Raw genomic sequence first — 22,510 nt, forward strand, 5'->3', positions numbered from 1 at the left:
AGTGGAGCGGCGGACCTCGGTCCGCCGCTCCACGCTTCCCCCCTCTAGAGGTCTATCCACCGGCACGCCCCCATTCACCCCATCGGGCAGGCGCTCGGAGTGAACCGGGGGGTCGGAAGGGGGCGCGTTCGCGCCGTCCCCTGTCCCGCTGATCACCCCCGACCTACGGTCGAGGGAACGGGGCACGGCGGGGAGGTTCGAGCATGGCGGGACGCGGCCGGGACGGCTTCTCGGTTCCGGCGCCGGAGTCGTCTCTGGTGCGGGTCTGCGATCTCGCGGGGCGACCGCGCGGCACGGGGTTCGCAGCCGACGAGCACGGCACGGTCGTCACCAGCCACGAGGCGGTCGACGGGCTCGCCCGGATCGTCCTGCACGCGCCGGACGACCGCACCTGCGTAGTGCCCGCCGAAGCCGTCGTGGAGCTGCCCGGCACCGACCTCGCCCTCGTCCGCACCGAAGGGCTCGGACTGCGGCCCCTGCCGGTCGCCGCCCGGACATCCGTGGCGACCGGCACCTACGTACGCATCGCCGCACGCGGCTGGCGCGAGGCGCGGGTCCTCGGCACCTCAGCGGTCACGTACACGGCGACGGACCGCTTCCACCTGGTGGACGCGGCCCTGGAACTGGCGATCGGCACGGACGGCGCGGACGCGCTGCGGCTCGGCGGCGGCGCCGCGGGCGGGCCGGTCGTGGACGCGTCGACGGGCGCCGTGCTGGCGGTCCTCGGCACGGCCCTGCAACCCGGCCGGAGCGCGGCGCTCTCCCTCCCGGACCAGGACGTCTGCGCACACCGCCCCGCGGGCTTCGCCGTATCGCTTCTGCAAGCGGCCGCCGCCGACCCGGGCGGGCCGCTCGCCGAGCTCGTCGCGCGCAACGCCGCGACCGTTCCCGCGTACGGCGAAGACCTCAACCTCGCGGGCGCGCTGCACCTCACCGCCACCTCGGCGGGCTCCGACGGCCCGCCCGCCCCGCTCCACGAACCGGTCGAACGGCCCGACACGGCACGAGAGTTCGCCGCGTTCATGACCGGTACCGCCCGTGTGCTCGGCCTCGTCGGAGACCCCGGCACGGGGCGTACGACGGAGCTGGCCGCGCTCGCCGCACGACGCGCGAGAGGCACCGAGCCCGCCCCCACGCTGTGGCTGCGCGGCGCGGACCTGCGGGGCACGGACGCGTCCGTGGCCGACGCGGTGGAGCGGGCGCTCGACCGTGCGGGGCGCATCCTCACGGCGTCCGCGGGGGAGCCGGGTGACGAGCAGACACTCGGCGACCTGGGGGCCGGCCGGGTGGCCCGGCTCGTACGGGACGCCGGGCGACCGCTCCTCCTCCTGCTCGACGGCCCCGAGGAGATGCCGGCCGTGCTGGCCCACCGCCTCGCGCAGTGGAGCGCCAACACGGCCCGATGGCTGCGGGACACGGGGGCCCGCCTCGTCGTCGCCTGCCGCGCGGAGTACTGGGAGCAGGCCGGCGCCCACTTCGACGCGGCGTCGCTGCACGCGGCGGCGGACGGCGCGGAGCTCCCCGGTTGCGTACGCCTCGGGGACCTGCCGGAACCCCAGGCACGCCGGGCCCGCGCGCTCCACGGCATCCCGGACGGTGCCCTGGCCGCCGCCGACGCCCGGCACCCGCTGGCCCTGCGGCTGCTCTCCGAGGTGTGGGGCGCGACACCGGACGCGCCACCGCCGGGCACTCCTGGCCGCGACGACATCTTCGGCGCCTACCTCGACCTGCTGTGCCTGCGGGTGGCGGTGCGGCTCGCGGCGGCGAACGGGCTGCGCGGCAACGCGGTGCGCCGTCTGGCGGCGACGGTGTCGGGCCAGGTCCACGAGGCGGCCCGCCGCTGCCTCGGCCCCGGCCACGGGGAGCTGGACAGGACCTCCTTCGAGGAGACCTTCCCGTGGGGGACGCGGCTCCACGGCTGCACGGGCTGGGCATCAGCGGTACTGACGGAGGGACTCCTCGTACCCGCGGGGACGGGTTACCGCTTCGCGCACGAGGAGGTGGCGGACTGGCTCCAGGGGACGCATCTGGACGTGGACGGGGCTTTGGGGGCGTTGGTGCATCGGCATCGGGGGGCGGGGAGGGGCGGCCCCGCGGTCCCGGAGCAGCGTCGGCGCAGGCCGGGCAGCACCTCTGCCCCGGCCCCCGCTCCCGCCCGCCCCCTGCCCGTGCCGCGGCACCGCATCGGGCCCGTGATCCAGGCGCTGCTGCTGCTCGGTCGGCAGCGGGGCGCCGCGGAGCTGGCGTCGCGGCTGGGTGAGCTCACCGACGCGCTGGTGGAGTTCGGCCGTGGGGGAGCGGGAGAGGGAGGCGACCGGGGGGACGCCGCGTGGTGGGCCGGGCACCTTCTCGGTGAGGTGCTGCTGCGCGTGCCCGACGCGACGCCCTACCTCGCCGTGCTCGAACCGCTCGCCGGGCGCGGGGAGTTCGCGACGGCGTTCTGGCTGCGGCTGCCGCTCGCCGAGGCCGACCGGTTCTCGCTGCTGCGCCGGCTCGTCGTGCACGACGGCCCCCCTGGGACCCCGGACCGCCGCCTCGACGCCGTCGCCGCACTGCTCCGCGCCGACCCCGCGAACGTACAGCCGCACCTCGCGCGATGGTTCGCCGACGAGCGGCCGCTGGACGGGGCGCCCGACGCCACCGTCGCCTCCGCCGCGCAGGCGCTGCTCCACACGCACCGGCACCGCGCCATCGACGACCTCACCGAGGCCCTCGTCGACTGCGCGCACGCGCGCGCCGACGAACTGCTCGCCGCGCTCGCCGAGGAGGAGCCCGCCGCCCTGTGCAGGGCGGTCGACCGCTGGGCCCGCGACGAACGCCCCGCCCGGCGCGTAGCGGCCGCCGCCTACGGCCTGCGCGCCGCCCCGCACGCCACCACGGTCGCCGAACACGCGCTCCTGCGCTGCGCCGCCCTCGCGCTGCTCGCCCGCCCCGCCGACGATGCCCTCCACGGCGCCGCGCTCGCCGTCCTCGTACGCGATCCGCAGACCCGCGCCCAGCACCTGCCGAACGCCCTGCGCCGCTTCACCGCCGGGGACCCGCAGCTGCCCGCGAGCGCCCTCGCCGCCGCCCTCACCACCCACTCCGACCTCGTCCTCGACGCCTTCCGCACCCGGCTGCACGCCCCGGACCCGGCCGCCGACGCCATCCTGTGCTGCCTCGCCGACGTGACCACGCCCGTCCTCGCCCGCCGCGTCGCCACCCTCGTCCACGACCTCCTGGAGGCCCGCCCCGAGGCGGCCGCGCCCGCCGTCGCGTACATCGACCGTCGCCTCGAACACGGCCCCGACGTGCGCCCCGTCCTCTTTCCCCTGGTCGCAGGCCTGCTGCACAGCAGACACGTACAGGTCCGCGCGGCCCTCGCGCCCGTGCTCGCCGCGCCCGGCACCGCCGCGTCACGCGCCCTGCGCGGCGAACTGCTCGACGTCCTGCTCAGCCAGGAGCGGGACGCCGCCGTCCTGGAGAGCGTCCTGCGGGCGGTGGTGCTCGGCGTGGCGGAGTGCGGCGAGGACCGTACCCGCGAGCGGGTCCACCGCACCGCGCTGCTCCTCGTCCGCACGCCGGAGGGCGCGTCCCGGTGCGACCGGTGCCTCGTCGAACTGGCCCGCGGCCGTCCGGGCTTCGCCGCGCTCGTCACCGGCTGGCTGGCCGACGCCCCGCAGGACTGGGCGGCCCTGATCGGCCCGAGCGCCCAGCGGGTGATCGAGAACCTCGCGGGCGGCATCCGCGTCCCTGCGTAGAGGAGACGCGTAGAGGAGACGCGTAGAGGAGACGCATAGAGGAGACCCACAGGAGTGACCCCCGCCACTCCCTCCGGTGCGAGCCGCGAGGTGTCGGCATGGCACTCTTAGTCCTGCGCAATCGGCAATGGGAACGTACAGATGTACGTGACGTATACGGGTTCGGCGAGGAGCAAAGAAGTGCAGCGCTGGCGTGGCTTGGAGGACATCCCCCAGGACTGGGGGCGCAGCGTCGTCACCATTGGTTCCTACGACGGCGTGCACCGCGGGCACCAGCTCATCATCGGCCGTGCGGTGGAGCGCGCCCGTGAGCTCGGCGTGCCCGCCGTCGTCGTCACCTTCGACCCGCACCCCAGCGAGGTCGTCCGCCCCGGCAGCCACCCGCCGCTGCTCGCCCCGCACCACCGGCGCGCCGAGCTGATGGCCGAGCTGGGCGTGGACGCGCTCCTGATCCTCCCCTTCACCACCGAGTTCTCGAAGCTGTCGCCCGCGGACTTCGTGGTCAAGGTCCTCGTCGACAAACTGCACGCGCGCGTGGTCGTCGAGGGCCCCAACTTCCGCTTCGGCCACAAGGCGGCGGGCAACGTCGACTTCCTGGCCGAGCTCGGCGGAACGTACGACTACGAAGTGGACGTCATCGACCTGTACGTCAGCGGCGAGGCGGGCGACGGCGCGCCGTTCTCCTCGACCCTGACCCGGCGCCTGATCGCCGAGGGCGACGTCACCGGAGCGGCGGAGATCCTCGGCCGCCCGCACCGCGTCGAGGGCGTCGTCGTGCGCGGTGCGCAGCGCGGGCGCGAGCTCGGTTTCCCCACGGCGAACGTCGAGACCCTGCCGCACACCGCCGTCCCCGCGGACGGGGTCTACGCCGGTTGGCTGCACGCCCAGGGCGAGGCGATGCCGGCGGCGATCTCGGTCGGCACGAATCCGCAGTTCGACGGCACGGAGCGGACGGTCGAGGCGTACGCGATCGACCGCGTCGGGCTCGACCTGTACGGGTTGCACGTGGCCGTGGACTTCCTGGCCTTCGTCCGCGGCCAGGCCAAGTTCGACTCGATCGACGCACTGCTCGTGGCGATGGCGGACGACGTGAAGCGCTGCGGGGAGCTCGTGGCGGCGGCGGAACGCGCGTAGTCGCCGGGGGCGGTGCGCGCGGCCTCGTCCCGATGGCGCAGGTCAGGGCTGGGGAGAAACCTCGAACCGTCCTTGCCATCGCCGGTGGTTCGGTCATGGTCAGCGCACCGGTCGCCCCGGCCGCCGCCTATTGCAGCCGCTGATCTGGAAGGCGCCTGGACGCCCTACTGGCTGGTGAACGTCGCAGCGGCGACCACCAGCGAGGACGAAGAGGCCGTCCCGGGTCTCTACCGAGTGAACGCCCTCACCGGCAAGGTGTTCGACGCCGGAGGCGCCCCCGTCAGGACGAGCTGACCGCGGCCTGGTGGTCGCCGGACAGGGACGCTATCGCGCCGCCGCCCAGTGGCACGCCACCTGTGTCTCGCCCGCCCCGGAGAGCACCGCCAGGTCCTCCCCGCGGCAGCGGTCCGCGACTCCCGCGCGTTCCGCCTCGCCGGAGGCGAGTACCTGGCAGCGGGCGTGGAAGCGGCAGCCGCCGGGGATGCGGGAGGGGTCCGGGGGCTCGCCCGTCAGTACCACCGGGTCTCCCGGCGCCTCGGGCAGGACGGACAGCAGGGCCTGCGTGTACGGGTGCTGAGGTGACGTCAGTACCTCCTCCACCGTTCCCGTCTCCACGATCCGGCCCAGGTACATCACCGCGACCCGGTCCGCGATGTTCCAGGCGAGGCCCAGGTCGTGCGTCACCACCAGCGCGGACAGGCCCAGGTCGTCGCGGAGCCGCAGCAGGAGCGCCAGGATCTCACCTCGTACGGACGCGTCCAGCGAAGCCACCGGCTCGTCGGCGACGATGAGCTCGGGTTCGAGGACCAGCGCGCCCGCGATGACGACGCGCTGGCGCTGGCCGCCGGACAGCTCGTGCGGGTAGCGCAGGAAGAAGCGGTCCGGCGGGCGCAGCCCGGCCCGCGAGAGCGCCCCCGCGACCGCCGCCCGCTCGTCGCCCCCGTACCCGTGGATGCGCAGCCCCTCCGCCACGGCGTCGTACACCGTGTGCCGCGGATTGAGCGACCCGCTCGGGTCCTGGAGGACCAGCTGGACCCGTTTGCGGTACGCCTTGAGTGCGCGCCCCGAGTAGTTGAGCGGCTTGCCGCCGAACGTGACCTTGCCGGATGTCGGGGGCACGAGGCCGAGCAGTGAGCGCGCCAGCGTCGTCTTGCCGCAGCCCGACTCGCCCACGAGGGCGACGATCTCGCCGCCCTTGATGTCGAGGTCGACGCCGTCCACGGCACGCGCGGTGGCCCCGCCGCGGCGGCCGGGAAAGGCGATGTGCAGACCGGCGGCGGTGAGCAGCGGCCCACCGGATCCCGCGACAGTCGTCTCCGGTTCCTGCTCCTGCGTCGTCATGCGCGCGTCCTCTTCACGGGGGCTCTCGGTCACGATGTGCGCTCCGCCGTCGCGGGAGCCGACGTGGGCTGCGCGGGAAGCGGTGCGCCCGCGTGAACGCAGGCCGCGCGGTGGTGCGGCCCCGCGTCCCGCAGCGCCTGGTCCTCCGTGGCGCAGGAGTCGAGGGCGACCGGGCAGCGGGGGTGGAACGTACACCCCGTGGGGAGCGCGGACGGGTCGGGCGGATCGCCGGGCAGCCCGCGCGGGGCGAACCGGGACGCGATGTCGCCGATGCGCGGGAAGGCCGCCGAGAGGGCCTTCCCGTAGGGGTGCCGGGCGTTCTCGTAGACCTCGGAGGCCGGGCCCTCCTCGACGACACGGCCCGCGTACATCACCGCGAGCCGGTCACACGTGTCGGAGAGCACGGCCAGGTCGTGGCTGATCATCATCAGGCCGAGGTCCTGCTCGGCCACCAACTGCTCGATCAGGCGGAGGATCTGCGCCTGGATCATCACGTCGAGCGCGGTGGTCGGCTCATCGGCGATGATGAGCCGCGGATCGCAGGCGAGCGCCATCGCGATCATCACGCGCTGGCGCTGGCCGCCGGACAGCTCGTGCGGATAGGCCTCCGCGCGGGCGGCGGGCAGTCCCACGTGTTCGAGGAGCTCACCGACCTTGGTCTTCGCGCCGGCCTGCGTCGCCTTCTTGTGCAGCAGGATCGGCTCGGCGATCTGGTCGCCGATGCGGTGCACGGCGTTCAGGGAGTGCATCGCGCCCTGGAAGACGATGGAGGCACCGGCCCAGCGCACCGCGCGGACCCGCCCCCACTTCATCGTGAGGACGTCCTCGCCGTCGAGCAGGATCTCGCCGGACACCTTGGTGCCCGCGGGCAGCAGCCGCAGCAGGGCCAGCGCGAGCGTGGACTTGCCGCACCCCGACTCGCCCGCGACGCCGAGCTTGTGCCCCGCGTCGACGTGCAGGTTCACACCGCGGACCGCTGCGGCGCCGTTCGCGTACGTCACTTCGAGCTCGCGTACGTCGAGGAGACGCCGCGGGCTCGCTTGGGCCTTGTCGGTCAACTGGGCCTTGTCGGTCAACTGGCTCTTGTCGGGCAACTGGGTGTTGTCGGTCAACGGGAGGCCCCCAGCCTGGGGTTGAGCACGGATTCCACGGCGCGGCCGCACAGTGTGAACGCCAGCGCGACGACGGCGATGGCGAGACCGGGTGGGGCGAGGTACCACCAGTGCCCCGCGCTGACCGCGCCCGCCTCGCGCGCGTCCTGCAGCAGCCCGCCCCAGGAGACGCTCGTCGGGTCGCCGAGGCCGAGGAACGCGAGCGTGGCCTCGGTGAGGATGGCGCCGGAGATGACGAGCGTGGTCTGCGCGAGGACGAGCGGCATGACGTTGGGCAGGACGTGCCGGGCCATGATGTGGCCGTGGCCGCCGCCGAGTGCCTGCGCCCGCTCGATGTAGGGGCGGGACTCCACGGCGAGGGTCTGCGCCCTGACCAGGCGTGCCGTGGTCGGCCAGGTCGTCACGCCGATCGCCAGGATGATCGTCCAGACCGTGCCGGACATCACCGCGGCGAGCGCGATGGCGAGCACGAGCGTCGGCATCACCAGGAACCAGTCGGTGACGCGCATGATCACGGTGGCGTACCAGCCCTTGAAGTGCCCCGCGGTGATGCCGACGAGCGTGCCGATGGCCACCGAGAGCACGGCGGCGAGCAGCCCCACGGTCAGCGACATGCGCGCGCCGTACACGAGCAGGCCCAGCAGGTCGCGCCCGAACTGGTCGGTCCCGAGCGGGAACTCCCCGCTCGGCGCCTCCATCGGATCGCCCGGCGCGCCGGTCACGCTCTGCGCGTCGGAGCCGACGAGCAGCGGGGCGAAGACCGCGGCGAGGCCGATCAGGACGAGCACGGAGAGGCCGACGAGCCCGGCGCGGTGCGTGCGGTACTCGCGCCAGAAGCGCACCGCGGAGTGCCTGCGCCGCGTCCACGCGAGCGACCGCGCGCTCTTCGCGGTGGCCTTCGGAGCAATCGGTGTCGGGTCGGTCGGTGCGGATTCGGTCGTCATCGGCCCACCCGGGGATCGAGCAGCGGATAGATCACGTCGGCCAGGGTGTTCATCAGGATCACCGCGACGGAGAAGACGAAGAACAGCCCCTGCACCAGCGGCAGGTCGGGCACGCTCAGCGCCTGATAGAAGAGCCCGCCGAGCCCCGGCCAGGAGAACACGGTCTCGACGAGGATGGCGCCCGCCACGACCGTGCCGAGGTTGACGAACATCAGGGTGACGGTCGGCAGCATGGCATTGGGCACGGCGTGCCGACGCCGTACGAGATCGTCCCGAAGCCCCTTCGCCCGCGCGGTCGTCAGATAGTCGCTGCCCATCTCGTCGAGCAGCGACGACCGCATGACGAGCAGCGTCTGCGCGTACCCGACGGCGACCAGCGTGACGACGGGAAGCACCATGTGGTGCGCGACGTCGACGACGTACGCGAAGCCGGTCTCACCCCCGGACTCCAGACCGCCGGTCGGGAACATCCCGGGGATGGGCCCGATGCCCACGGAGAAGGTGATGATCAGCAACAGCCCCAGCCAGAATGACGGCACCGAGTACAACGTCAGGGCGAGCCCGGTGTTGAGGCGGTCGCCAAGCTTCCCGTTGCGCCAGGCGGTGCGCGTGCCGAGCCAGATGCCGATGATCGTGTAGAGGACGTACGCCGTTCCGGTGAGAAGGAGCGTCGCGGGCAGCGCCTCGGTGATCTTGTCCATCACGGGCGCGTGGAACTGGTACGACGTGCCGAAGTCGCCGGACAGGACGTTGCCGGTGTAGTCCCAGAATTGGGCCATGACCGACTTGTCGAGGCCGAACTCCTGACGCATCGCGGCGAGTTGCTCGGCGGAGACCCGCTTGCCGCCCGTCATCTGCTTGACGGGGTCGCCGGGGATCAGCCGGAACAGGAAGAAGCTGGTGACGAGCACGGCGAACAGCGACACGACCGCGCCGCCGATCTTGCCCGCCACATAGAGGAGGTAGGCGCGGGTGTTGCGGTCCCGGGGCCCGCGGGCCGACGCCGCCCCGGCCACAGCCGGGTCGCCGTCGGCCCCGGGGCCCTTGGGGCCCTCGGTGTCGAGCAGTGCGGGATTGCTGTCAGCGGTCATGCGTTACTCGCGGTCCTCTGCGGTAGAACGGCGGCGCAGGGCGAACAGGACTCCGCCGCCCACGAGCACCACCGCGGCAGCGGCGATACCGATGATGACACCGGTCGAGCTGCCGTCCTTGGAGGAACTCTTCCCATCCGCGGGCACGGCCGACCACCAGCTCCAATATCCGTCCTGGCCGTAGATGTTGCCTGCGGCCGTCGGCATGGTGGTGATGGACTTGATCTGGTCGGTGCGGTAGGCCTCGACGGCGTTCGGATACGCGAGGACGTTCATGTACCCGGAGTCGTACAGCCACGACTCCATCTGCTTCACGATGTCGGCACGCTTGCCCTCGTCGTACTCGGCGAGCTGCTTGTCGTACAGGCTGTCGAACTTCTTGTCGCAGATGAAGTTGTCCGTGGCGGCGCTCTCCTTGGCCTTCACCGGCAGCGCGGCGCAGGTGTGGATGCCGAGGACGAAGTCGGGGTCGGGGTTGACGGACCACCCGTCGAAGGCGAGGTCGTACTCACCCGCGTACCAGGGCACGGACACGTCATCGAGGCAATTCACCTTGAGCCCGATCCCGAGCTCCCCCCACCACTCCTTCAGATACTTCCCGACGGCCTTGTCGTTGGGGTCGGTGGCGTGACACAGGATGCGGAAGTCAAGAGGCTTCCCGTCCTTCCCGACCCGCTTGCCGCTGCTGTTCTCCTTGTATCCGGCCTCGTCGAGGAGTTGTGCGGCCTTCTTCGGGTCGTACTTCAGCTCTTGGTCGGCGGACGGTTTCCAGGCGTACTCGGAGAAGCGCGGCGGAATGTATCCGGCCCCCTCGACGGCATGCCCCTGGAAGACCTTCTCCACGAGCGCCGCACGGTCGACGGAGAGGAAGAGTGCCTGCCGCACCTTCTTGTCGAGCAGCGCGGGATGCCCGTCGCCGAACTTCTTGCCGTCGAGGGTCTTGGCGCCCGGGTTGGTGGCGAGGGCGAAGAACCGGCGCCCCGGCCCCTCATTGACCTTGATGTTGTCCTCGTTCTTCAAGGACTCGGCCTGCGCGGGCGTGAGCGCGGGCTGCCCGGCCACGAACGACACCTCGCCCTTCCGGAGGGCGGAGACGGCGGCGTCCTGGTCCTTGTACGTCTTGAAGACCAGTTCGTCGAACTTGGGCGAACCGCGCCAGAAGTCCTTGTTGGCCTTCAGTCGTACGTACTGGTCGACCTTGTAGTCCGTCAGGGTGAACGGTCCGTTGCCGACGACGGGGAAGTCCTTGTCGTTGTTGAACTTCGAGATGTCCTCGACCTTCTCCCATACGTGCTTGGGAACGATCGGCACGTCGAGGGCGGCCATCGTGGCCTGCGGCTTCTTCAGCTCGATGACCAGCTTGGTCGCGCTCGGCGCGGTCACCTTCTTGAAGTTGGTGACGAAGTTCGAGTTCGCGGTAGCGGTGCCTTCCTTGGACATCACCTTGTTGAACGTCCACGCCGCGTCCTCGGCGGTCGCCTTCTTCCCGTCCGACCACTTGGAGTCGCCCCGGATGGTGTACGTCCAGGTCAGCTTGTCGTCGGAGGACTCCCACTCGGTGGCGAACCCCGGGATCGCCTTGTTGTCCTTGGCGTCGTAGTTCGTCAGGTACTCGTACGTCAGCCGGTGGATGCTGGTGCTGAGCAGCCGCTGGGCGAGGAACGGACTGAGCGAGTCGACGCTCTGCGCCACGGCGACGGTGAGCACCTGCTTCCCGCCGTCGTCCTTGGCCTGTGCGAGCTGCGGCGCCGGATTGAGTGGCGTGGCGAGACCGGCCGTCAGAGTGAACGCGGCGACGCCACCGGCGAGGGTGAGTGTGAGGCGGCGGTGGGGGTGGGAGCGGGCGTGGGGGTGGTGCCGGGGGTGGTGCCGGGGCGTTGCTCTCCGCTGGGGTGCTGCTGATCTGCCGTGCTGATCCTGTGTGTCCATGGGTCGGTGACCTCGCGTCATCGCTCGCGCAGGGATGGCTGGTTGCACATTGTTCGATCAAGAAACGTCAGCTGGTTGCTGTGTGTTTACCAGCGCCGGTCTGCGCGCGTCAACGGCGTGTGCACCCCATGTGGCCTGCGGAAATAACGAGTTGACCGGTATGGCGCACACATTGGTCGAGACCACTGACGCGCGCCTGGTGAGGGGGTGGCGCCAGGGGAAGGGGGGACGTGACCTGGTGGTCCGTCCGGGGGGCCACTGCTGTGGGCAGGCGCTCCGCGCGGCGGAACGGGTGGGCATGGCTGCCAGTGCCGGGATGGCGTACGGGGGCGTACACGGCGGTGGGCCCGCACCGGGGAACGGTGCGGGCCCACTGATGAATCGGCTGTGACTGTGACTGTGACCGTGCCTGCGACGGCGACGGCGACTGCTGTCGCTACTGCTGCGGAGGCGGCGGCTGCTGGAAGGGTGCGCCGGGCTGGGCGGGCGGGGGAGCTTGCTGTGCCTGCTGCGGCGGCTGGGGTTGCTGTGGCGGCTGTGTCTGCTGGGGTTGCTGAGGCTGCCATCCCTGCGGGGCGCCCGGCTGCTGCGGGTAGGGCTGTTGCTGCCCGGGCTGGGGCTGGGGCTGGGGCTGGTGCGGGGGCTGGGGCTGCTGGGGTGCGTACGGCTGAGGTTGCTGGGGAGCGTACGGCTGCGCCTGCGGTTGCTGCGCCTGCGGTTGCTGTGCCTGCTGGCCCGGCATCGGCGGAGCCAGATGCGGGGGCGGATTCCCGTCCGACGTCCACAGCCCCTGCTGCTGCTGGGCCCGTACGAAGTCCTCCGCGACCATCGCGGAGAGGTTGAAGTACGCCTCCCGCACCTTGGGCCGCATCATGTCGAGATCGACCTCGGCACCGGCGGCGAGATGCTCGTCGAAGGGGATGACGACGACGCCCCGGCACCGCGTCTCGAAGTGCGACACGATGTCGTCGACCTTGATCATCTTGCCGGTCTCGCGCACACCGGAGATGACGGTGATGGACCGCGAGACGAGATCGGCGTACCCGTGCGCGGAGAGCCAGTCCAGCGTCGTCGAGGCGCTGCTCGCCCCGTCCACGGACGGTGTGGAGATGATGATCAGCTGATCGGCGAGGTCGAGCACGCCACGCATGGCGCTGTAGAGCAGCCCCGTACCGGAGTCGGTGAGGATGATCGGGTACTGCTTGCCGAGTACGTCGATCGCGCGCCGGTAGTCCTCGTCGTTGAACGTGGTCGACACGGCCGGGTCGACGTCGTTGGCGATGATCTCGAGCCCGGACGGCGCCTGCGAGGTGAAGCGCCGGATGTCCATGTACGAGTTGATGTACGGGATCGCCTGGACGAGGTCACGAATGGTGGCCCCGGTCTCGCGCCGCACGCGCCGGCCGAGCGTACCGGCGTCGGGGTTGGCGTCGATCGCGAGGATCTTGTCCTGCCGCTCGGTGGCGAGCGTGGAGCCCAGCGCGGTGGTGGTGGTCGTCTTGCCGACGCCGCCCTTGAGGCTGATGACGGCGATGCGGTAGCAGGAGAGAACCGGGGTCCGGATCAGCTCCAGCTTCCGCTGCCGCTCGGCCTCCTCCTTCTTGCCGCCCAGCTTGAACCGCGAACCGCCCGCGGGCCGACTGCTCTTGGCCTTCTGCTTGTTGTTCCGCAGCAGCCGGTCGGAGGACAGCTCGACGGCGGCGGTGTACCCGAGCGGAGCCCCGGGGTTCGTCCGCTCGCGCTGATCGTGCCGCACGGCTTGCGGCCAGGCGGCACCGGTACGGGGGTCGACGGGGCCTTGGGGCTGCTGGGGTGCTTGGGGCTGGGCGGGGGGCTGGGCGGGCGGGGGGGGGGCGGGGGCGGGGGGCGGGGGGGGGCGGGGGTGGGGATGCGGTTGGGCTTGCTGTTGAGGCGCAGGCGGCTGCTGGTTCGGAAGGGGCTGCGCGCCGGGGGCGGGCTGCTGCGGCTGGCCGGGGAAGGGCTGCGCGGGCTGTCCAGGCTGCACGGGGTGCTGCCCCTGCGGCGCGGGCGCCTGCGGGAACCCGTACCCGCTGCTGCTCTGGGCGGCGGGTTCAGGGGTGACCGGAGTGGCGGGGGCGGCGGGGGTGGGCGGAGCGGAGTTCTGCGGGGGAGGGGCGGGGGCGAAGGGTGCACCGGGTGCGGCGGGGGTCTGCGGGAAGCCGTAACCGCTCTGCGGGGCCTCGGGGGCGGCAGGCGCGGGGGCGGAGTTCTGCGCGGGCGGGTTCGGCGGCGCGACCGGCGCACCGGACGCGGCCTGCGGGAACCCGTAGCCGCTCAGCGGGGCCTCGGAGGCGGCGTTCGGCGCAGGCGGGTTCGGCGGCGTGACCGGCGCACCGGGCGCGGCCTGCGGGAACCCGTAGCTGCTCTGCGGTGCCGCAGGGGCGGGCGGAGCGGAGTTCTGGGCAGGCGGAGCGGGGGCGAAGGGCGCACCGGGTGCGGCGACTCCGGCTTGCGGGAACCCGTAACCGCTCTGCGGGGCCTCGGGGGCGGCAGGCGCGGGGGCGGAGTTCTGCGCGGGCGGGGTAGGGGCGGTCGGCGTAACGGGTGCGGCAGGCGCGGCCTGCGGGAACCCGTAACCACCCTGCTGCGGCTGCGGAGCGGCAGGCGCAGGCGCGGACGTAGGCCACGTACCCGGCGCGGGCTGCGGAGTCTGCGGCTGAACGGGCGCGGTGGGCGGAGCCTGAGGAGTCTGCGCCTGCGCGGGCCACTGCGGCGCGGCGGCCGGAGCCGCGGGCTGGAACGCGGGCGGCAGCGGAGGCAGCACGTCCTGAGGGGAGGGCGGCGGAGGCCAGGCGGAGGGCGCGGAGTCCTGTGCGGCGTCGACAGCACGGACGGAAGCGGACGCGCCGAGCTCCTCGGCTACGGACTCGGAGTCATCGTGAGCGTCAGTCCCAGCACGACCGCTCACCCCCGACTCGGTCTCCCGCTCCTGCTTCCCCTCACCGGGCTCACCGGACTCACCAGACTTAACGGCTACGTCGGACGCACCGGCCTCGTCCACGTCGGAGGAGATCACACCGGAGCGGTCGGCCTCGGCGGCCCGTTCCGCAGCGGCCCGCTCCTCGAACTCCCGCTTCAGGGCACGAGCGGAGAACCGCATGGTGGCGCCACTCTCAAGATCGCCACTGCCAAGGCTCTCGGAGACGGGCTCGCCGACTGCACTGTCGGCGGAGGAGGACACGGACGCGTCCGCCCCCTGCCCGGCATCGTCACGACCCGCCTCGCGCTCCCCGCGCTCCCCGCGCTCTTCGCGCTCCTTGGCCTCAGCAAGGGCGTCGACGTCCTTCTTGGGCACGACACCAGTCACATGCACGGAGGCCGCAGGCCCGGCGAGGGCCCCGCTCCAGTCGGAGGCGGCATCACTGGAAGAAACGGGCGGCATGGACGAAGGGGCGACGGAAGGCGCAGCAGAGGCCGCAGCGCCCCTCTCTCCTGCCTCCTCCACAGCAACGTCATCCACAGCGACGTCATCCACAGCAACGTCATCCACGGAGCCCGAAGCACCCGAGACGGCGTCGGAAGCCGAAGCATCCGAAGCATCCGGAGCCGCAGGCTGAAACCCACTCCCCACGGGCAACTTGGGCACGACGCTCGGTACGCCCGCCGAAGGCGGCCCCAGCGGCAGCGGCGGAGGCGGCGGAGCGGCGAAGGAGGGCATGGCGGGAACACCCGGCGCAGCCGAAGCGGAGTCCCCCGAATCGGCCGCCGTCCCCGCAGCGGAAGCACCCGACGCAGAGGCGCCCGACGCGGCGGCATCCGACGCAGCAGCATCGGGCCCAGAGGCAACCGGCGCGGAAGCGGGCGGCTCCGGCGCAGGCGACGTAGAACCAGGCGACGTAGAACCAGGCGGCGTAGAAACGGGCGGCGCCGAAGGCGTCTCACCCGCGCTGCCCGAGGCGTTCTGCGTGTACCAGGCAGGCGGTGCGTAGTCGATGGTGAACTCGCCCGTCGTCTCGGCAGCGGACTCCGCGTCGGACTGATCATCGACGGGTGAGTCCCAGCCCCCGCGGATCTCGTCCCGATCGCTGTTCACAATGCCTCCTGATGTGGTCGAGCACCCTCGTGCCGTGGTGGGGGGCGACCGTTCCTGTCGTCCGATCCGCCTGGCTCTCCCCGTAGAGGGACGCGCATGAACCGTTCAAGGGTTCTGGCGTCGCGCCCTGTCCCAGCCTAATCACCAAAACCACGAGCACGGCAGGGCAGTCCACCCCACCAATGCTGTCCATTGCGTCACGCCCCACGCAGGAGCGATCCACGTACATCAATCAGTGACGGACAAAACCCCCAACGCCCGACACTCCACCCCGAATTACCGAGGCCCCGTCCGGTCAGTCCATCCGCCGGGCGGTACCCAACAATCCGGTCTCGGCATCCGTGGCCTGCGTCATCACGTACTGCCGGTCCCGATCGGCGCACCACAGGGTCACACCGTCCGCCAGCGTCGGCAGCGACTCGACGTCGGCGCCCGGCAACCCGAGGTGCCGTCCGATCTGCACCGCTTCGTCCGGCGACACCCGCTGCACGCCCACCAGCCGCGCCTGCCGCACGAGCCGAGGCGCGACGGGACTCAGATAGGGCAGCACCGTCAGCACGGACTGCCACGGCGCGGAGGCGACCCGCCCCCGAGGCGGCCGCATCCCGCAGTCCCGCACCACGAGCACCGGACTCCCCGCGGACGCCCCCTGCGGCGGCACCCGCCCCACGTCGTGCACGGCCATCCCGCTCTGCCCGACCCCGAGCGCCTGCACCAGCTGCGCCCACGCCCCGGCCCGCCCGGTCTCCACAGCCACCCGCGCGCCGGTCGCGGCGGCCCGCAACGCGATGACCTGCGCCGTCCACAGGCCACCGATGAAGACCATGTCGTACGGGGTCGGCCGGTTGACGCCGAGCACGGCGGGCCTGCTCTCGGCGTCGACGCCTATGACCACGCCGTCGTCCCCGATGGGGAGGCCGAGTTCGGGCAACGACTCCAGAGGGAGCGCATGCCGGGGGTGCCGCGGCCCGATCAGGCCGAACCCCGAACGAATCCGCTGCCGAGCGCGAGCCGCCACCGAAGTCACCGGTTCCCCGGGACGCGCGGACCCTCCAGACGCAGGCACCCCGGACACGGGCACCCCCGACGCGGGCATCCCGGACGCGGGTACTCCAGACGCGGGCATCCCGGACGCGGACGCCGATACAGGCCCACCCCCACCCCCCGGCGCAAGCCCCGGCCCATACCCCGATGCGGTCATCAGCGCGTACCTCCGAGCGGCAGAGTGGCGAGTGTGCCGGGAAGCTGTTCGCGGTCGAGCCGCACGAGGCCGACCCTCGCCTGACGGGCGGCGTGCTCCAACGCGCGGCGCGCGGAGACGAGTTCGGCGTCCCCGCGCCCCGTCACGCGCATGTGCCCGCACAGCGACACCTCCCTGCGGTCGTCGAGCCGCAGCGTCAGGCTGAACGTCGTCGCCAGCGCCGGGACCGCCGTGAGCGAGGCCACGAGTTGAGGGAGTGGCTGCCCCGCGGAACCGCCGAGGTGCGGCCAGCGCCGTACCCAGTACGTCGTGTGCCTGCGGTTGTCGCACCGCCACGACCGTGCCGTCTCCTCCGTCCGACGCTCCGGCGCATCCGCGCGCCCCGCCTGGGCGGTCACCAGGGGATTGGCTCCGGCGGATGTCGCGACGGCGGACGTCAGCTCTTCCTCGTCCAGCACCGTGACCCGGAAGCCCGCCCCGGTCAGCCGGCTCGCGAGCTGGTCGACGGCCCGCACGACGCACTTCTGGGCGCCGAGCAGCCCTCCTCCGCGTGCCGTCACGGCTTCCGGGCAGAGCTCGGGGTCGAGCTTCAGCGCGATCCAGGTGATCCGTACCGCGGGCGCCCCGGTCTGTGCCTGCAGCGGTGCGTAGTTGCCGACGGCGATCGACTGCTGCGGCAGGTGAAGGGCGGGTGCGGGCTGCGTGTGCAGCACGACCTGCGCGGACTCCAGCCGGATGCCGTCGACTTCGAGGGCGTCGGCCACGAGCCGCAGCGGGAGCGGACGTTGCAGCCGGTCGGCACGCAACGAGGTCGCCTCCGACTCGACTTGAAGAACAGCGGTCACGAAGGTGCCGTCCCCGATGATGCCCACGGAGCGGCGATCCCTGTCACCGTAGGCGTACGTACGCAGCGCGGGATCACACTCGACGGCCGGCGCGAGACCCGGCTCGGTGCCGGGACGCACCGGAGTGCTGAAGGCCCGCCTCTGCCGCGTGCGCAGCGCCCGCGCCGTGCTCAGCCAGTCGGGCAGGGAACGCCCCCGTCGGCGTACGAGCGCCAGCAGGAGCAGCGGCGTGGACACCAGGAGCGCCGGGACGACGAGGAGTTGGTCCACGACCCAGGCGGAGAGGAGCAGAGCCGCGGCGACCTCGACGAGCACGAGCTGTTGCAGCCGGAACGAACCGTACTGCTGTGCTCGTAGCCGGAGTTGCACCGAAGCCGGCCCATGGGCGGCGGTCGCCCTGGGCCTGGGCCCCTCGGGTCCGGACTGCGGACCGCCGGACCCGGCGGCCGGGGTGTGCACGCGCGCCCGCGATCTTCTCCGTGTGGCCACAGCCATCACTTGATACCCCCCGAATGCGGCGAATTCCCTTGCCAAGTAGGGTGCTTGCCCGTCGCGGATCCCTACCCCCCGCGCACGCCCGACTACTCACCCTGCATAGTAGGGGCCGGGTCTTGCAATGGAGGAACGGGGTTCGCGCCCCGACGTGCGGCGGGGGAGAAGCAGGCGCTCATGGCATCACGGCGGGACGAGCTCAACGCGTACACCTTTGCGAAGAAGCGGACGTTGGCGGCATTTCTCCAGCCGTCGCCGACGGGGTCCGAAGAGGGTGCGCCGCGCCCTTTGCGAGCCTTCCTGCCGAGCGTGATCATGGGTGTCCTCGTTCTGGCGGTGTTCGGCGCCTGGGGGATGTTCCAGCCGAAGGCGCCGCCCGGCTGGGACGCGCCGGGCACCCGCGTGATCGTGGGAAAGGACTCGACGACGCGGTACGTCGTACTCAAGACCGGTAAGAAGTCGCGCCTGCACCCCGTCCTGAACCTGGCATCGGCACGGCTGCTGATGAACGGCGCCGACTACAAGGTCATCCAGGTCGCCGACAGCATCCTCGACGCGGGCAAGCCGCCGCGCGGTCCCATCATCGGCATCCCTTACGCCCCCGACCGGCTCCCGTCCTCCGACGAGGCGGGCAAGGCCAAGCGGTGGGCGGTCTGCGAGCAGCCGGGTTCCGGTGGCCGTACGACGCAGGAGGCGACGTTCGTCCTCGCCGACCGGGAAGCGGACAAGATGGACGGCTCCCGGCGCCTCCACAAGGGCGAGGTGCTGTACGTGAAGACGCGCACGGGCACACGTCACCTCGTGGACGCGGCCGGAATGTCGTACGAGGTGACGGGCGCCGAGGGGGACCTCCTCGCGGACGCGCTGGTGGGCCCGACCAGGAAGCCGCAACTGGTGACCAAGGAGTGGCTGGCCACGCTGCACAGGGGCAACCCGATCCGGTTCCCGCAACTGCCCACGAGCGTGGGCGACCCGGCCGACGCGTCGGACCAGCTGTCGTCGGAGGAGAACCGGGTCGGCATGGTCCTGAAGGCGGAGACCGGCGAGGGCACCAAACACTTCGTGGTGCTTCCCGGCAAGGTCCAGCCGATCACCGAATTCACTGCCTGGCTCCTGACCAACTCCCCGCAGACGGCGCAGCTGAACATGAACGGTGAGGCTCGTACGGTCGGCCTCCAGGACTTCGCGTCCGCCGACGGCACCTTCGAGGGGGAGGCCGGTCAGTGGCCCCGCCACCGCACCGTCCAGGTCAACAGCGGACAGAGCGGTTCCGGTCGGGACACGGTGTGCAGTGTGCTGCGGAACGTGGATGACCAGGGTGGTACGACGCTGAGCACGTGGGCCGGTCCGAAGTACCCGGCCGACATCGTGGCCGGCGGCACGAGTACGTACGTGACACCCGGAACGGGCCTGCTCTACACCCAGGTTCGTGGCACGCAGACGAAGACCGGGTCGCTCTTCCTCGTGACGGACACCGGCCTGCGGTACGCCGTGCAGGCCAACGGCGACAGCGACAGCGAGAAGTCCGACATCGGAGCGGACGGCAAGCAGCAGACGACGGACGGCAGCCCCGAACCCAGCGAGGCCCAAGTCAAGCTCGGCTACAAGAACGTCAGGCCCGCCAAGGTTCCCCTGCCCTGGTCCGACTTCCTTGCGAAAGGCCCCCGCCTCGACACCAACAGCGCACGGCAGCCACAGGGTTCCTGAGCCTTGTCACGCCTGATGCCACCGACACAGAGGACAGAGGTAGCGGTGCCGCCGACGAGAAGAGTCCTGCTGGCCGGGGCCGCCATGGCCGCGGCGCTGAGCACGGCCACGGCCACGCCCACAGCCGCAGTGACGGCCACGCTGGTGGCTGCCGCCTCCGCCGAGGGCAGTGCACCGGTGCGTCTCACCGGCAACGGCGCGTGCCAGACCCCCGCCGAGCAGATCAAGGGCCGCCCCTGGCCTCTCCAGCGTGTGCTGCTGGATGAGTTGTGGCAGGACGGGAAGACGGGCAAGGGCATCCGGGTCGCCGTGATCGACACGGGGGTGGACGACAAGAACCCGCAGCTCGCCGACGCGGTGGATGCCCGCGCGGGGCGTGACTACCTGACGAAGGGCAAGGGCGCGGACCCCACCAAGGACGAGGTTGGCCACGGCACGAAGGTCGCCGGCATCATCGCGGCCCGCCCGCACAAGGGGACGGGCTTCGTGGGCATCGCACCGGCCTCGACCATCATCCCGATCCGGCAGAACGACGCCGAGAACAGCGGGGACTCCGACACCATGGCGAAGGCCATCGACCACGCGGTCGCCGAGGGCGCCGACGTCATCAACATCTCCCAGGACACGACGAAACCCCTGTCCCGCACTTCGGCCCTGGCCAAGGCGGTACGTGACGCCCTCGACTCGGACGTCGTGGTGGTCGCGTCCGCGGGGAACGACGGCCTGGACGGCAAGGTGAAGAACACGTACCCCGCCGCCTTCGACGGCGTGCTCGCGGTGGCGTCCTCCGACCGGAACAACGAACGTGCGGCCTTCTCACAGCCGGGCGACTTCGTCGACGTGGCGGCCCCCGGCGTGGACATCGTGTCCACCGTTCCTGGCGGGGGCCAGTGCACGGACAACGGCACGAGTTTCTCGGCCCCCTTCGTCGCGGGCGTGGCAGCCCTCCTCAAGTCCCGGCACCCGGACTGGAGCCCGGCACAGATCGCCACCCGGATCGAGCAGACGGCGGAGCGCTCCATCAACGGCCACGACAACTACGTCGGCTGGGGCGTGATCGATCCCGTACGCGCCCTCACCACCTCCGACACCACCTCGCCCGCGTCTTCGCCGACCCCGGACCCCGGCGTGTCGAAGGCCCCGCCCCCGGACACGGCGGCGTTCTCGCTCGCCGAGACCTCGCAGGAGCGCGCCGAGCGGTACGCGACGTACGCGGTCGGCATCACCGCGGTCGTGGTGGCGGTGATCGCGGGCACGGCGGCGGCCCTGCGCGAGGCCCGCAGAAGACGTGAGGCCCCGAGCAGAAGGGACCCGAGGTCGTGAGCTTCGGACCACCTCCCTCCGTGTTCACCCAGTCGACGGTGGCAGCGGACCGCGCACGGAGACAACGCCGCCGACGCAGGGCGCTCGGGGCCGGTGTCGTGGTGCTGGTGCTCGCGCTGTGCACGGGCGGCTGGCTCCTGTGGCTGGGCCCGGACGACGCGGCCGACACGGCGCACCAGGACGGCAAGCCCTCCGTGGGCACCGCCTCCCAGGGGCGACTCGACATCAGAGAGACGGTGGAGAAGCGCCCGGAGAGCACCACCGGGCAGATGGCCTTCCGCTTCGCCGTCGACGACATGAGCCCGGGGGAGGAGTACGAGATGCCGGGCACCTGGGCGACGGACAAGGTGCTGGCCAAGGGCATCAACAGAACGCTCGTGGGCTTCGAGGTCGGCAAGGACGTGACCACGGACGACGAGATCTGGCGCATCCCGCTGTCCGGCCCCATCTGCGGCGTGACGCGACACGTGACCGTGGAAGGCCGCACCGCGGTGCTCCACCGGGCCCAGAAGAACCCGGAGTCCCTCTGCAACCAGGTGGCGTTCGTCGACATCGACTCCGGCAAGAAGCTCTGGGACAAGGAGTTCCCCACGTCGGAGTCCGTCTTCGGGCAGGACGCGACGAGCGTGACGATGACGCGAGGCACGGTCGCCGTCGCATGGGGCGACGGTGCGACGGCGTACGACATGGACCGAGGGACCCGGCTCTGGCGGAACAAGAAGAGTGACGGTTGCACGTACCAGGGGCTGGCGGGCGGACGGGCTCTGCTGACGCTGCTGGCTTGCTCGCGGGGCAAGGAAGACATCACGTACCGAGTCCGGAACCTCGCACCGCGCACCGGCACCACCCGATGGACACATCAGGCCGCGGGCGGCGTCAAGGACGTCAAGGTGCTGTCCACCGACCCGCCGGTCATCGCCGTCGGCGCGGGCGACCTTGACCTGACGCACCTGTTCCCCCTCGACGACAGGGGGAAACGGCGGGCCACCATCGGACTGGACGGCGGCCGCTACGAGGTCCGCTGCCGGGAACGTCACGACTACCCCGCCATCGACGACTGCCCCTCGACGGTGGTCAGTGACGACCAGGTGTTCCTCACGAGCCGCGAGGCCGAAGGAGCCAACTGGATGACGTCGTTCGACCTGTCGACGGGAAAGGCGGTCAGGAAGTTCGACGCCGGCCGCAACCAGCTCTTGTACCCCCTACGGATGAGCGGCGGCCAGGTTCTCGCGTTCCGGGAGAGCAGCGACCACATCACCCCCTTGGGAGTGGTGAGCCTGAATCCACGAACAGGGAAAGAGACTCCCTACTTCTCCTTCGGACTCCCACCCGAGGCCTGGACGCTCACTTCTCTGGAACTGTCGGACGTAGTCGTCCAGAATGGGCGAATTTTCTTCGGCGACTTCCGTGCCGAAGGACCGGTCGACAACGCCAAGGACACTCCAAAAGTGTCATGGCTTGTTCTGGGCATCGAAGGCGCAAGGAAGGCACCCAACTGACAGACCACACAGCCCAGTTGCGGTACGGGAATGACTAGAGTGGTGTACGGCATCACGAGTTGATGCCGCACGGGGGCGGCGCGGCGTCGCGGATCGCG

At 71.7% G+C, this 22,510-nt stretch carries 13 protein-coding genes; 5 read left to right on the forward strand and 8 right to left on the reverse strand.

Features of this window, described 5'->3' with window-relative positions:
- Positions 1-203: 203 nt before the first annotated feature.
- Complete coding sequence (locus NOO62_RS29140; protein WP_268773777.1) at positions 204-3,740, forward strand: trypsin-like peptidase domain-containing protein; 3,537 nt, start codon at positions 204-206, stop codon at positions 3,738-3,740.
- 180 nt (positions 3,741-3,920) lie between these two features.
- Positions 3,921-4,874, forward strand: a complete 954-nt coding sequence (locus NOO62_RS29145) for a bifunctional riboflavin kinase/FAD synthetase (RefSeq protein ID WP_268773778.1) — start codon at positions 3,921-3,923, stop codon at positions 4,872-4,874.
- A 324-nt stretch (positions 4,875-5,198) separates the two neighbouring features.
- Here NOO62_RS29145 and NOO62_RS29150 read toward each other — a convergent pair whose 3' ends face one another.
- From NOO62_RS29150 to eccE, 8 genes are all read right to left on the reverse strand, one after another.
- On the reverse strand, positions 5,199-6,215 hold the full coding sequence (locus NOO62_RS29150) for an ABC transporter ATP-binding protein (RefSeq protein WP_268773779.1): 1,017 nt from the start codon (positions 6,213-6,215) through the stop codon (positions 5,199-5,201).
- 29 nt (positions 6,216-6,244) lie between these two features.
- Complete coding sequence (locus NOO62_RS29155) at positions 6,245-7,273, reverse strand: ABC transporter ATP-binding protein (RefSeq protein WP_268775830.1); 1,029 nt, start codon at positions 7,271-7,273, stop codon at positions 6,245-6,247.
- Between the two features lie 50 nt (positions 7,274-7,323).
- Complete coding sequence (locus NOO62_RS29160) at positions 7,324-8,271, reverse strand: ABC transporter permease (protein ID WP_268773780.1); 948 nt, start codon at positions 8,269-8,271, stop codon at positions 7,324-7,326.
- Positions 8,268-9,362: an ABC transporter permease gene (locus NOO62_RS29165; protein WP_268773781.1), complete on the reverse strand. Its 1,095-nt coding sequence runs from the start codon at positions 9,360-9,362 to the stop codon at positions 8,268-8,270. The genes NOO62_RS29160 and NOO62_RS29165 overlap by 4 nt, the downstream gene beginning before the upstream one ends.
- Positions 9,363-9,365: 3 nt before the next feature.
- Positions 9,366-11,291 (reverse strand): ABC transporter substrate-binding protein, encoded by a 1,926-nt coding sequence (locus NOO62_RS29170; RefSeq protein WP_268773782.1) that lies wholly within the window; start codon positions 11,289-11,291, stop codon positions 9,366-9,368.
- 436 nt (positions 11,292-11,727) lie between these two features.
- Positions 11,728-15,345 (reverse strand): SCO5717 family growth-regulating ATPase, encoded by a 3,618-nt coding sequence (locus NOO62_RS29175; RefSeq protein WP_268773783.1) that lies wholly within the window; start codon positions 15,343-15,345, stop codon positions 11,728-11,730.
- A gap of 295 nt (positions 15,346-15,640) precedes the next feature.
- The gene (locus tag NOO62_RS29180) at positions 15,641-16,441 is read right to left on the reverse strand and encodes a hypothetical protein (RefSeq protein WP_268773784.1); all 801 of its coding nucleotides are present in this window, start codon (positions 16,439-16,441) and stop codon (positions 15,641-15,643) included.
- A 104-nt stretch (positions 16,442-16,545) separates the two neighbouring features.
- Positions 16,546-17,886, reverse strand: a complete 1,341-nt coding sequence (gene eccE, locus NOO62_RS29185; protein ID WP_414930902.1) for a type VII secretion protein EccE — start codon at positions 17,884-17,886, stop codon at positions 16,546-16,548.
- A 174-nt stretch (positions 17,887-18,060) separates the two neighbouring features.
- Between eccE and eccB the strand changes: the two genes are divergently transcribed.
- The 3 genes from eccB (at position 18,061) to NOO62_RS29200 (ending at position 22,412) form a co-directional block, all read left to right on the forward strand.
- Entirely contained in the window at positions 18,061-19,590 is a 1,530-nt protein-coding gene (gene eccB, locus NOO62_RS29190; protein ID WP_268773786.1) for a type VII secretion protein EccB, read from the forward strand.
- An 84-nt stretch (positions 19,591-19,674) separates the two neighbouring features.
- Complete coding sequence (mycP, locus tag NOO62_RS29195; RefSeq protein ID WP_414931024.1) at positions 19,675-20,913, forward strand: type VII secretion-associated serine protease mycosin; 1,239 nt, start codon at positions 19,675-19,677, stop codon at positions 20,911-20,913.
- Complete coding sequence (locus NOO62_RS29200; RefSeq protein ID WP_268773788.1) at positions 20,910-22,412, forward strand: PQQ-binding-like beta-propeller repeat protein; 1,503 nt, start codon at positions 20,910-20,912, stop codon at positions 22,410-22,412. Before mycP ends, NOO62_RS29200 begins: the two co-directional genes overlap by 4 nt.
- Positions 22,413-22,510 lie beyond the last annotated feature (98 nt).

The organism is Streptomyces sp. Je 1-369 (genome assembly GCF_026810505.1).
Classification (GTDB): Bacteria; Actinomycetota; Actinomycetes; order Streptomycetales; family Streptomycetaceae; genus Streptomyces.

Bases quoted from the DNA above. Each gene is read 5' to 3' on its own strand.
- mycP (WP_414931024.1), top strand. From the start codon at position 19,675: ATGGCCGCGGCGCTGAGCACGGCCACGGCCACGCCCACAGCCGCAGTG.
- NOO62_RS29180 (WP_268773784.1), bottom strand. From the start codon at position 16,441: ATGCCCGCGTCGGGGGTGCCCGTGTCCGGGGTGCCTGCGTCTGGAGGG.
- eccE (WP_414930902.1), bottom strand. From the start codon at position 17,886: ATGGCTGTGGCCACACGGAGAAGATCGCGGGCGCGCGTGCACACCCCG.
- NOO62_RS29140 (WP_268773777.1), top strand. From the start codon at position 204: ATGGCGGGACGCGGCCGGGACGGCTTCTCGGTTCCGGCGCCGGAGTCG.
- NOO62_RS29150 (WP_268773779.1), bottom strand. From the start codon at position 6,215: ATGACGACGCAGGAGCAGGAACCGGAGACGACTGTCGCGGGATCCGGT.
- NOO62_RS29160 (WP_268773780.1), bottom strand. From the start codon at position 8,271: ATGACGACCGAATCCGCACCGACCGACCCGACACCGATTGCTCCGAAG.
- NOO62_RS29170 (WP_268773782.1), bottom strand. From the start codon at position 11,291: ATGGACACACAGGATCAGCACGGCAGATCAGCAGCACCCCAGCGGAGA.
- NOO62_RS29165 (WP_268773781.1), bottom strand. From the start codon at position 9,362: ATGACCGCTGACAGCAATCCCGCACTGCTCGACACCGAGGGCCCCAAG.
- eccB (WP_268773786.1), top strand. From the start codon at position 18,061: ATGGCATCACGGCGGGACGAGCTCAACGCGTACACCTTTGCGAAGAAG.